Origin of the sequence: Arthrobacter sp. AFG7.2, assembly GCF_002892835.1 — a bacterium.
Classification (GTDB): Bacteria; Actinomycetota; Actinomycetes; order Actinomycetales; family Micrococcaceae; genus Arthrobacter.
The window spans coordinates 59,736-71,593 of sequence record NZ_PJMB01000014.1; the positions used below are offsets into that span (position 1 = coordinate 59,736).

The following is an 11,858-nucleotide window of genomic DNA, read 5'->3' on the forward strand; positions in this document are numbered from 1 at the left end:
GCGGGCGGCTACGAAGCGCTGAAGCTTGCGGGTACTGGGTCGTGCCGCAGGTAGCGGCGGCGGAAGCGGCCGGTCCCGGCGGTCAGGGCCCGCAGATCCACGGCGTACCGCAGGAGTTCCTGGTCCGGAACTTCGGCGCTGATCTCGGTCAGGCCCTCACCGGAGGACGTAGTGCCGGTCAAGCGGCCACGGCGGGCCGACAGGTCACTCATCACGGACCCTACATGCTCATCGGCCACGGTAATGGTCACCGCTGACACCGGTTCAAGCAGCTGGATGCGCCCTGCTGCCGCCGCTTCCCGCAGCGCCAGCGCCCCCGCCGCCTGGAATGCTGCATCGGAGGAATCCACGCTGTGCGCCTTGCCGCCCGTGAGAGTTACCTTCAGGTCCACCACGGGGAAGCCTGCGCTCACGCCTCTTTCGAGCTGGGCCCGGACGCCCTTTTCGACGGACGGGATGAACGTCCCTGGAATCACGCCGCCCACCGTTTTGTCCACGAATTCGAAACCTTCGCCGCGGGGAAGCGGCTCCACCTCGATGTCGCAGACGGCGTACTGCCCATGGCCCCCGGATTGCTTGACGTGCCGGCCGTGTCCGGCGGCGGGACCTGCGAAGGTCTCCCGCAAAGGCGTCACCACGTCCACGGTGTGCAGTTTCACGCCCTGGTCGCGCAACCTGTCCAGGACCACCTCAGCGTGGGCTTCCCCCATGCACCAGAGGACCAGTTGATGTGTTTCCGCATTCCTCTCCACACGGAGCGTGGGGTCACCGGCCGCGATCTTTCCCAGGCTGCGTGCCAGTGCGTCCTCGTCGCTGCGCGAATCCGGTTCCACCGCCACCGGCAACAGCGGTTCGGGCATTTCCCAGGTGGCCAGCAGCAGCGGCCGGTCCCGCCCTGAGATGGTGTCTCCGGTTTCAGCGCTTCCCACTTTGGCCACGGCGCACATGTCGCCGGAAACGCAGTACTGCACCGGGCGCAGCGAGGCACCCAGCGGAGAGTAGAGGTGCGTAACGCGTTCGTCCGAGTCGTGGTCCTGATGGCCGCGGTCTGCCAGTCCGTGGCCGCCCAGATGTACGGGTGCATCCTCCCGCAGCGTGCCCGAGAAGACCCGGACCAGGCAGATCCGGCCGAGGAAGGGATCGACGGAGGTTCGGATGACCTCCGCCGCCAGCGGCCCCGCGGGATCGCAGGAGAGGGATGCGGCAGGTGCCCCGGCCAGGTCAGTCGCGTCGGGCACGTGGCCGTGCGGCGGCGAGGGAAAAGCCCGGACCAGCACCTCCATCAATTCCGCGGTGCCCAGCCCGCTCACTGCGGACGTGGACAGGACGGGGAAGAACCTTCCGCGTTCGACGGCGGTTTCCAGGTCGGCGATCAGCACATCGGTATCGATGTCCTCACCTTCCAGATACCGGTCCATCAGCGTCTCATCCTCGCTCTCGGCAATGATCCCCTCGATAAGCTCGCCCCTGGCGGTCCCGGACGCGGCCAACTCGGCGGCATCAGCTGCACGCACCACGGCGGACGCCTCCCCGGACGAGTAGTCCGTGACGGTCCCGGACAACAGTCCCAGCAGGCCGGTAACCTCACTGCCCGCCGGGACCGGAACGTACAGCGGCAGGACACCCTCGCCGAACGCCTGGCGGCATGCGGCCAGGACGCCGTCGTAATCTGCCCGCGGGTGGTCCATGCGGGTGATGGCGACGGCGCGCGGCAGCTGCCTGAGCTGGCACTCGCCCCACAGCGCCACTGTCGTGGCGTCGATGCCGTCAACAGCGGACACCACAAACATGGCAGCGTCGGCTGCCCGCAGGCCCGCGCGGAGTTCGCCGATGAAATCCGGGTAGCCCGGGGTGTCCAGGAGGTTCACTTTGACGCCGTCGATCAGCAGCGGCACAAGGGACAACGTCACCGAACGCTGCTGGTGCACCGCGGCGGGGTCCGAATCGCTGACCGTGGTCCCGTCCGGTATGGATCCCTTGCGGGTAATCATGCCGTTGGCCGCGAGCAGCGCTTCGATCAGCATGGTCTTCCCTGCCCCCGAATGGCCCACCAGTGCAACATTCCGGATCCTGGCCGGGTCCTCCGCGGCAATGCCGGCAGAGGCGTCTGCGCGGCGCGACTCGGACCCATTGCGGCCAGCTGTCCTGGCTGAGTCCTTGGTGCCTTTGACGGACATGGGAACCTCCTGGCGTCTTTGCCATTCACCCGGGCTGAACGTGTCCTCTGATTCGACACCCTGCGCGGTGGAAGGGCAAGAGTCCTGAGGCCCGGCTAGCCGCCACGCGCCTTTCGGGTGGCAGCATCGTTGGCCTTCTGGATGGCTTTGACCAGCTCATCCTTGTCCATCCTGGAGCGGCCGTCGATTTTCAGTTCCTGGGCAAGCTTGTACAGATGTTCCTTGGACGCGTTTGCATTCACCCCTCCCGCAGTGGGCTCCGATGAGCGTACGCCTTCCTCGGCACGCTTGTCCGACGGCCCCCGCTTTTCCTTCGGCTCCCAGTGGTCGCCCACCTTCTCGTAGCTGTGCTTGAGGGAGGCGTACGCCGCCCGCGCAGCCCGTCCCTCGTCATTGTCGTAGCTTTCGAGGGCTGAATCGTAGGTTTTGGCGAACGTGTCCTGGGCCTTCTGCTCGGAGCGCTGCAGCGTGGAGGGCAGCTCTTCCTTGCGGGCGTGGTCGTTCTTGCCGGTCTTGGGCACGGTACCCACACTCCTTGTATCAGCAGGCTGATTTTTCGGATGAAATCAGCTTAGCGCTGTTGCCCGTGCAGGAGAGAGATGCATGGAGCCCCCTGTCGGATTCGAACCGACGACCCCCGCTTTACAAGAGCGGTGCTCTGGCCAACTGAGCTAAGGAGGCGCGGCCCTGAGGGCCGGCGCCTGAACGGCGCTAGATAAGGTTAGCCCACCTGGCGCCGGTGGTAAAAACGGCCGCTCCTGCCCGTGATCCGGGCCTTAAACGCCTGCGGCCCGTTCCCGGAAACATCCGGGACGGGCCGCAGGGCGGGAAGGGGTCCTGTGGACGCCCCTCAGTGTCAGGCCTTGGCGTCGATTGCGGACTGGATTTCAGCGTTCAGGTCCGAGCGGCCGTCCCACTGCTTGCCGTCGATGAAGACGGTAGGCGTGCCGGTGATCCCGCTGTTGGCCGCCAGCTCGGTGGAGTACTTCACGTAGGGGCGGAAGGTCTTGTCGTCCACGCAGCTGTTGATGTCGGCGCCAATCTCGCTGGCGAGGGACTTCAGTTTGTCATCGGACAGGCCTGCTCCGCCTTCGGCAGGCTGGTTGGCGAAAAGGACATCGACGTACTCGGCGTACTTTTCGGGAGCCTTTTCAGCGACGCAGGCGGCAGCATTGGCGGAACGCGATGAGTAGTTGGTGCTGGACTGGCGGTCCAGGAAGCCCAGCGGCCGGTACTCCATGGTGATCTTGCCTTCATTGCGAAGGCTGGTCAGGGCGTCGCTGTACGCCTTTTCGAACTGAAGGCAGGCCGGGCAAATGAAGTCGATGTAGGCAATGACCTTAACGGGCTGTCCCGCTTCAGCCTCGGCCGCAGGCGCCACAACGGGGCTGGGCAGGGTGTCAGGCTTGGCCGGAACGTTGGCCAGGTCCACGGTGGCCGGGTCCGTTTTCTTGACCTCAGTGTTGGCCAGCAGGGTCACGCCGCCGTTGACGTTCGCATTGGCGGGAACGGGCCCCTGGTCCGCGATGGGCGTGTTCTGCCTGATGCTGGTGGTCACCACCAAGGCAACAACAGCCAGGATGGCCACCACGGCCGCCACGATGCCCCAGCCGATGAGCAGTTTGTTGCGCTTGTCCTTTTTCTGCTGTTCTTCCCGGATCAGGCGCGCTTTTTCGCGCGCCTCCGCGGTTCGTTCAGCCTTGGACTTACGTACTTCGTTTGCGGGGCTCATGTGTTCCTTGGGTCGGTTGACGTGGGGGGACCACTTCGTGGCAACTCCACCATTTTAGGGGAGAAAGCTGGGAGCTTGCTCCTTCAAGTATTAGCCGGATTGACCAACGGACGAATAGCACGGAAGATTCCGTCCCGTTAGGGTTGGCTGAGAGGCACAAGCAACCCCAGGGGGCCGCAATGCAAACACCCGTCCAAGAAAAATCCACCGCTCCGGCGACGTCCGGCGCCGCCGGATCCGGCCACGGCGTAGACACCAGGTATGACTTCATGGTGGTGTCGAACAGACTGCCCGTGGACCGTTGTGCTCCCGGGGAGAGAGGTGATGACGGCTCCGGGTGGCGCCGCTCCCCAGGTGGCCTGGTGACTGCGCTGGCCCCCATGATGACCAAGACGGACGGCGCCTGGGTGGGGTGGCACGGCGCGCCGGACGAAACGGTGGCACCCTTCAGCCACGGCGGCATGGACCTCGTCCCAGTCCAGCTCAGCACCGATGACGTGGAGCTGTACTACGAGGGGTTTTCCAACGCCACCCTTTGGCCGCTCTACCATGACGTCATCGCCCCGCCGGAGTTCCACCGAACGTGGTGGGATGCCTACCGCAAGGTCAACCGCAGGTTCGCAGACGCCGTTGTCCAGCACGCCGACCAGGGCGCCACGGTGTGGGTGCAGGACTACCAGCTCCAACTGGTCCCGCGCATGCTGCGCGAAGCCCGGCCTGACCTCCGCATCGGGTTCTTCAACCACATCCCCTTCCCCCCGCCGGAGATCTTTGCCCAGCTGCCGTGGCGCCAGGCCATCATCGACGGACTTTTGGGCGCGGACCTGGTGGGTTTCCAGCGGCCCAGCGATGCCGGCAACTTCATGCGCTCCGCACGCCGCTTCCTGGGCGCCAGCGTTAAGCAGCAGCAGGTCCACGTAAAGGGCCAGGACGGCCAGGTTACGCACATTGCCCGGGCCCAGGCCTTCCCCATCTCAATCGACGTCCGGCAGATCAGCGAGCTCGCCGCCAAACCGGAGATTATTGAGCGGGCCCGCCAAATCCGCCAGGACCTGGGGAACCCGAAGACCATCCTGCTCGGCGTCGACCGCCTGGACTACACGAAGGGCATCAGGCACCGGCTTAAGGCCTTCGAGGAACTCCTGGCAGACGGAAAGCTCTCCGTCGGAGACGCCACCCTGATCCAGGTGGCCAGCCCCAGTCGCGAGCGTGTTGAGCAGTACCGGCTCCTGCGCGAGGAGGTGGAGGGCACTGTGGGCCATATCAACGGCACGTACGACACCATCGAGAACACCGCAGTGCGGTACCTGCACCACAGCTATCCCGTGGAGGAGATGGTTGCGCTGTACCTGGCCGCTGATGTCATGCTGGTCACTGCCCTCCGGGACGGCATGAACCTGGTTGCCAAGGAGTACGTCACTGCACGGACGAACAATGACGGCGCCCTGGTCCTCAGTGAATTCGCCGGCGCAGCGGACCAGCTCAAGCAGGCCCTGTTAATGAACCCGCACGATATCGACGGGCTCAAGAGCGCCGTGATGCGGGCCGTGGAAATGGCACCGCGGGATGCATCCCGCCGGATGCGGGCCATGCGCAAGCAAATCCTCGAGCACGATGTGGATCACTGGTCCGCCGACTTCCTGCAGGCCCTCAACGAAAAGGTGGTCCGCGATGACTCATGAGGCCCGCCACGCAAAGGAAAAGCTCACGCTGACACCGGAACTCCGTCAGGCCATCCGGCAGATCGCCCGGACGGAGCACCTGCTGGTGGCCATGGACTTCGATGGAACGATGGCACCCATCGTGGGCCACGCCGACGACGCGCGGCCGCTGCCGCGCTCGGCAGCGGCTTTCGCCGGGCTCGCCGTCCTTCCGCGAACGACGACGGCACTCATCTCAGGCCGCGCCCTCGCCAGCCTGCGCACGGTCGCCTCCCCGCCCGTGGACACACTCCTCATCGGAAGCCACGGAGCAGAAGCATGGCTCGGCCCGGGCTCCACCGGCCTGACCCTGGATGAACGGCAAAAAGCACTCCTCGCCGACGTGCGTGCCGTCCTGGCAGACATCGTCGACGAGGCGCCGGGGACCATGCTCGAAGACAAACCCGCAGGAGTGGTCCTGCACACCCGCCTCGCCGCCGATGACGTCGCCGCAGATGCCGTGGCGGCTGCGCGTTCCGTATTGCAGGACCGGAAGGGGGTCTTCCTCAAGGACGGCAAGCGGGTCCTGGAAACCTCTGTAGTCAACGCGTCCAAAGGCGAAGGCGTTACCTTCCTCCGGCAGGTGACCGGCGCCACCGGGGTGCTGTTCGCCGGGGATGACACCACGGACGAGGACGCGCTGGCGCGCCTGGAGTCGGGGGATGTGGGCGTGAAAGTGGGCCTGGACTTCACCCAGGCCGAGTACCGGGTCGAGGCCCCCGTCCACGTGGCTGAACTGCTTGAGGCGCTCCTTCAGGAACGCAGTATCGCCGTCGCGGAAGAAGAACCCGGGAGCCCAGCGGGGTAAAAGCCGCCGGCGCGGGGTGCCCAAGCTCACCTGTGACGTCCGTAACATTTACAACCATTAGTGGAACATCTGACATACTCTTGCTTGTGATGTGGCGCACAAGAACCGTGCGGCGTTACATTCTGTGCCAGATGGCCTCTGCTAACCGGTGCGTGCAGTACAAAATTGAACAAACATGAACCATTCACAACGGATCGTCCGGCACGTACCTGCCGGTGAAGGGATTGATAACTGTGGCTACAGTTACTTTTGATAACGCTACGCGTCTGTACCCGGGCACAGAAAAGCCCGCCGTCGATAAGCTCAACATCGACATCGCCGATGGCGAATTCCTGGTCCTCGTTGGACCCTCCGGTTGCGGCAAGTCCACCTCCCTGCGCATGCTGGCAGGCCTCGAGGACGTCAACGCAGGCCGCATCCTGATCGGTGACCGTGACGTCACCGACGTTCCGCCCAAGGACCGCGATATCGCGATGGTTTTCCAGAACTATGCGCTGTACCCGCACATGACTGTGGCCGACAACATGGGCTTCGCCCTGAAGATCGCCGGCGTCTCCAAGGAAGAGCGCGCCGAGCGCGTCCGCGAAGCTGCCAAGCTTCTCGACCTCGAGCAGTACCTCGACCGCAAGCCCAAGGCGCTCTCCGGTGGTCAGCGCCAGCGTGTTGCCATGGGCCGCGCCATCGTGCGTAACCCGCAGGTCTTCCTCATGGATGAGCCGCTTTCCAACCTGGACGCCAAGCTCCGCGTCCAGACCCGCACGCAGATTGCCTCCCTGACCCGCCGCCTTGGCGTCACCACGGTCTACGTGACCCACGACCAGGTCGAGGCCATGACCATGGGTGACCGCGTTGCTGTGCTGAAGGACGGCCTGCTCATGCAGGTGGACACCCCGCGCAACCTCTACGACAAGCCCAAGAACGTCTTCGTTGCCGGCTTCATCGGATCCCCCGCCATGAACCTGCTCGAGCTCCCCGTCGTCGACGGCGGCGTCCAGTTCGGCGGAACGGTTTACCCCGTGCCGCGTAACGTCCTGGAAGAGGCACACGGCTCCACGGTTACCCTCGGAAGCCGTCCGGAAGACCTTGAGACCGCTCCCCAGGGCGAAGGCCTGAAGGTTGAAGTCGACGTCGTCGAAGAACTCGGTGCCGACGCCTACGTCTACGGGCACACCACGCTTGATGGCAAGGACCACGACATCGTGGCACGCGTCGACGGTCGCCGCCCCCCGATGAAGGGCGAGGTCATCTACGTCCGTCCGCAGTCGGGCCACGTGCACCTCTTCGACACCAAGACCGGCCTGCGCCTGGGCGACTGATCCAGGGCGCCCTAACGTAACACCGCTAGAAACTGACGGCGGCCTTCCTCACCGGAAGGCCGCCGTCGGCTGTTAACCTCACCTGCAGAAGAAATTAGCCGGACACCCCGACGTACGGAAGAATTGGACCATGACCGAGGAATACAGCGCCCAGTGGCACGATGAACCCACCGACTACGCGCAGGTCGGGAAGCTCCCGCGGTTTGTGGCCGCGAGTGCGGACGACGGCAAGCTCGCCTCGGTCTCCAGCTCACTGAATATCACGGCGGCTGCAGCTGATCCCGAGCTGCTGGACCTGCCCTGGCATATCGCGCTTGAGGACTGGCCGGCGGAGAACCTGGCTGCCCTCCCCCGCGGCATCTCCCGGCACATCGTGCGCTTCGCCCATCTGGGCGGTTCCGTTATCGCCATCAAGGAAACGTCCGAGCACGTCGCGCGTCACGAATACCACATGCTCCGCAAGCTGGCCCGGCTGGACGTCCCCTGCGTGGAGCCCGTAGCCGTCATCACCGGCCGCACCACCCTTGACGGCCGGCCCCTGAACCCTGTGCTGGTCACCAGGCATTTGAAGTTTTCCATGCCTTACCGCGCCCTGTTCTCCCAAATGCTCCGCAAGGACACGCTGACGCGGCTTATTGACGCCCAGGCACTGCTGCTGGTGCGGCTGCACCTGATCGGTTTCTACTGGGGCGATGTGTCGCTTTCGAATACCCTGTTTCGTCGCGACGCCGGTGCGTTCGCTGCCTACCTGGTGGATGCGGAGACCGGGGAACTCTATCCGGACCTGTCCACGGGGCAGCGCGAGTACGATCTTGAGATCGCGCGGGTGAATATCGCCGGTGAACTGATGGACCTCCTCGATGGCGGGCTGATCGAAGAAAAAGTGGACCCGGTTGCCACCAGTGAACTGATTATGGACAGCTACCGGCGCCTCTGGGCTGAGCTGACCGAAAAGGAGTCTTTTGAACTGGGCGAACGCTGGCGTGTGAGTGCCAGGATCCGCCGACTCAACGAACTCGGCTTCGACGTCGAGGAATACGCCATCAAGACCACGCAGAACGGTTCCACCATCCAGCTGCAGCCCAAGGTGGTGGACGCCGGGCACCATCAGCGGCGGCTCCTTCGACTCACCGGCATCGACGCCCAGGAAAACCAGGCCCGCCGGCTCCTCAACGACATGGATTCGTTCCGCGCGGACAACAACCCCGGGATGGACGAGGAATACAGCGCCCATCTCTGGGTCAGCCAAATCTTCGAGCCGATTGTCAGGTCCATTCCGCGGGACCTGTCCGGGAAGCTTGAACCCGCTGAAGTGGTGCACGAGGTCCTGGAGCACCGGTGGTACATGTCCGAAAAACAGGAGCGCCACATCCCATTGGCTGAGGCTGTCCAGTCCTACATTGACTCCATTCTTCGGCACCGGCGCGACGAGGCTGCGATCATGCTGAACCCTGACACGGGCATGCTGAAGATCCTTGAGGTGGAGACGGAGGAGTCCCGCTACGGCGACGACGAATCAGTTGACGAATACCCCGACTCCGACGACTAAGGCTAGATGGCCTTCCCGGGATTGAGGATGCCTGCAGGGTCAAACAGGTCCTTGATCCTGCGCTGGAGCTCCCTGACGGGCTCAGGCTGTTCCTGGCTCAGCCAACGCAGCTTGTATTGCCCCACCCCGTGCTCACCCGTGATTGTTCCACCCATGGACAGCGCAGCCGTGACGGATTCGTCCAGGACCTCCTGAAGGCGGTCCATGGCAGCCGCATCCACGCCATGGCCTGTGCGGTTAATCCAGAAGGTCGGGTGCAGGTTCCCATCCCCGGCATGCGCAACGACCTTGAGGTGCACGTCGTGCCTGGACGCCATGGCCTCCAGCGCCGCGACGTAGTCAACCAGCCGGGAGCGGGGAACGGCCACGTCCTCGCCAACACGGTATTCGTCGTCCACCTCGGCCCCTCTGCTGTGCCGCCGCAGTTCCACCAGCCGTTCAGCCTCGGCGCTGGCTTCAGCAGTGACAGCTGCACAGCCGGCCCTCAGGACGTCCCGGACCACTTGGGCCTCGGCGGCGGCACCGAACCCGTCCGTCTGGATCAGGAGCAGCGACCGGCCACGCGCGGTGAGGTCTGATCCGTGGATGTCATCAAGCTGGGCCAGCGTGCCGCCGTCGAGCAATTCCATGATTGCGGGCTGGACCCGGGCCCTGCCCACTGCCAGGACGCCTGCGGTGGCAAGACGAAAGTCTGGATAGAAAGCAGCTACGGTGTGGATTTCCCGCGGCAGGTACTTCAACCGGACAGTAACGCCTACCACGATACCGAGCGTCCCTTCGGATCCAACGAAAAGCCCCGTGAGGTCGTAGCCTGCCACGCCCTTGAAGGTTTGGTGGCCGGTATGGATGAGCGAGCCGTCTGCCAGCACCACATCCAGTGCTAGGACGGAGTCCCGTGTCACTCCGTACTTTGCGCAACGCAGCCCGCCCGCGTTGGTGGCCACGTTCCCGCCGATGGTGGACGTGCGGAAGCTGGCGGGATCAGGCGCATACATCAATCCGTGCACGGCGGCCGCCTCATTGAGGACCGCGTTGACCACCCCAGGCTCCACCACAGCGGTTTCATCATCCGGATTGAGCGCGAGGATCCGGTCCATGCGCTCGAGGGACATGATGATGCAGTTCCTTGTAGCGTGCGCACCGCCCGACACCCCAGTCCCGGCTCCACGCGGCACCAAGGCAACACTGCTGTCCGCGCATGCACGAACAACAGCCTGGACGTCGGCTACGGATTCCGGAAAGACCACTGCCAGCGGCAGCTGGAAGTCGATGATGGGGGCTTGGTCTATCGCGTACCGGCGGAGAGCCGCTTCGCCTACGTCCACCTGCCCCGGCGCAAGGACCGTCCCGAGCTCATCAACTATGCTTCCCACAAGGCTCCATCCGTCAACGCACGTGTTCCTCCAGTCTAGGGCTGGCACACGGTGCTGCTGGCCGGATAAGAGTCAGGTCAGCAGTGGAGGAGTGGAAGTCATTAGCCCCTGACAACCGGGGCGTCCGACGCACCCATGAAACGCGCATATCTGCCCAGGATCTCTGGCCACGCGGCCGAGTACTTGGCACGGGTGGCTGCCGGGTCCTCAGCGCCCTCCCATCCCTCGTGGAACACCCGCACTTCCACACCGTCACGAACCGACCGGAAGACGACCAGCAGCTCAGTTGACCACAGTGCGGTGCTGCCGGGATGCCAGGTTGCATGGAACGACAACGGAGGCTGCCAGTCATCCAAGGTTCCCCAGATGGTTGTCCGTCCATCGTCAGCAGTCTCCAGGATGAGGTTTTCCTCGAATTCCACATAGGAGCCCGCACCGTAAACGCCATGTGCTTCCAGCGGCCACCACAAGTGCGTGTGATCGGTGAAACCGGCAAATGCGTGAGCCACGCTGCCAGGTACTACAACCGTGGCTACAACCGGGCCCAGCATCTCAAGTCCGGACTGGCCGTCGTTCCCGGAAGGCTCCTGTGCGTGGCTGAAGAGGCTGCTCATGGTGCTCCACTTTACCGTCCCCCGTCCGCACTCGCCCGCTCATATCCTGCAGGCTCTGCTCTGCCGCCGGCTGCCGTCCTGCTGTTACCGGGTGAGGTCCTGGGCCCGCGCTGGCGGCGCTGGGGTGGTGGGCTGAGGTGGTGGTTAAAGCAGTAGGGCCCTGACGTTGTTGTCAGGGCCCTACTCTTAATGTGTGTCCGGCGGTGACCTACTCTCCCACACCCTCCCGGGTGCAGTACCATCGGCGCTGTGGGTCTTAGCTTCCGGGTTCGGAATGGGACCGGGCGTTTCCCCCACGCTATGACCGCCGTAACCCTTGCTCCGCACCCTGGTGGGGGTGGGAAATCTTTGTGGTTACAACTTCTGCTGTTGAAGGCAGTTGTGGTGTTGTGTATGTAGTTGGTGTTCCCTGACAACGAACCTGGGTTTGTTGTTTGGGAACCACATAGTGGACGCAAGCAGCCTTGTTTTCTTTTTACCCGCCCCTGGTTGCAAACGCTTTTGAATCCGTTTGCGGGGTGGGTGTGTGGTGTAAGTTATCGGCCTATTAGTACCGGTCAGCTTCACGAGTCGTTAGTCCTCGCTTCCA

At 64.1% G+C, this 11,858-nt stretch carries 9 protein-coding genes, 1 tRNA gene and 1 rRNA gene; 4 read left to right on the top strand and 7 right to left on the bottom strand.

Annotation, left to right across the window (positions count from 1 at the left end):
• Nucleotides 1-8 precede the first annotated feature (8 nt).
• The 4 genes from CXX84_RS18190 to CXX84_RS18205 form a co-directional block, all read right to left on the bottom strand.
• The gene (locus CXX84_RS18190; RefSeq protein ID WP_102978131.1) at nucleotides 9-2,177 is read right to left on the bottom strand and encodes an elongation factor G-like protein EF-G2; all 2,169 of its coding nucleotides are present in this window, start codon (nucleotides 2,175-2,177) and stop codon (nucleotides 9-11) included.
• 95 nt (nucleotides 2,178-2,272) lie between these two features.
• Nucleotides 2,273-2,698 (bottom strand): ChaB family protein, encoded by a 426-nt coding sequence (locus tag CXX84_RS18195; protein ID WP_102978132.1) that lies wholly within the window; start codon nucleotides 2,696-2,698, stop codon nucleotides 2,273-2,275.
• An 83-nt stretch (nucleotides 2,699-2,781) separates the two neighbouring features.
• Nucleotides 2,782-2,858: transfer RNA gene (locus CXX84_RS18200), tRNA-Thr, on the bottom strand.
• A 175-nt stretch (nucleotides 2,859-3,033) separates the two neighbouring features.
• Complete coding sequence (locus CXX84_RS18205; RefSeq protein ID WP_102978133.1) at nucleotides 3,034-3,909, bottom strand: DsbA family protein; 876 nt, start codon at nucleotides 3,907-3,909, stop codon at nucleotides 3,034-3,036.
• 179 nt (nucleotides 3,910-4,088) lie between these two features.
• On the opposite strand from CXX84_RS18205, the gene CXX84_RS18210 reads away from it, so the two are divergent.
• The 4 genes from CXX84_RS18210 to CXX84_RS18225 all read left to right on the top strand — a co-directional run bounded on the left by CXX84_RS18210 (nucleotide 4,089) and on the right by CXX84_RS18225 (nucleotide 9,282).
• The gene (locus CXX84_RS18210) at nucleotides 4,089-5,591 is read left to right on the top strand and encodes a trehalose-6-phosphate synthase (protein ID WP_102978134.1); all 1,503 of its coding nucleotides are present in this window, start codon (nucleotides 4,089-4,091) and stop codon (nucleotides 5,589-5,591) included.
• On the top strand, nucleotides 5,581-6,417 hold the full coding sequence (gene otsB / locus CXX84_RS18215) for a trehalose-phosphatase (RefSeq protein ID WP_102978135.1): 837 nt from the start codon (nucleotides 5,581-5,583) through the stop codon (nucleotides 6,415-6,417). Before CXX84_RS18210 ends, otsB begins: the two co-directional genes overlap by 11 nt.
• A 233-nt stretch (nucleotides 6,418-6,650) precedes the next feature.
• A complete protein-coding gene (locus CXX84_RS18220) occupies nucleotides 6,651-7,733 on the top strand; it encodes an ABC transporter ATP-binding protein (protein WP_102978136.1) in 1,083 nt (360 codons plus the stop codon).
• 130 nt (nucleotides 7,734-7,863) lie between these two features.
• Nucleotides 7,864-9,282, top strand: a complete 1,419-nt coding sequence (locus tag CXX84_RS18225; protein ID WP_102978137.1) for a DUF4032 domain-containing protein — start codon at nucleotides 7,864-7,866, stop codon at nucleotides 9,280-9,282.
• A 2-nt stretch (nucleotides 9,283-9,284) separates the two neighbouring features.
• On the opposite strand, the gene CXX84_RS18230 is transcribed toward CXX84_RS18225, so the two are convergent.
• The 3 genes from CXX84_RS18230 to rrf form a co-directional block, all read right to left on the bottom strand.
• The gene (locus tag CXX84_RS18230; RefSeq protein ID WP_102978138.1) at nucleotides 9,285-10,655 is read right to left on the bottom strand and encodes an FAD-binding oxidoreductase; all 1,371 of its coding nucleotides are present in this window, start codon (nucleotides 10,653-10,655) and stop codon (nucleotides 9,285-9,287) included.
• 101 nt (nucleotides 10,656-10,756) lie between these two features.
• On the bottom strand, nucleotides 10,757-11,269 hold the full coding sequence (locus CXX84_RS18235; protein ID WP_102978139.1) for a hypothetical protein: 513 nt from the start codon (nucleotides 11,267-11,269) through the stop codon (nucleotides 10,757-10,759).
• A 195-nt stretch (nucleotides 11,270-11,464) separates the two neighbouring features.
• Nucleotides 11,465-11,581: ribosomal RNA gene (rrf, locus tag CXX84_RS18240) — 5S ribosomal RNA — on the bottom strand.
• Nucleotides 11,582-11,858 lie beyond the last annotated feature (277 nt).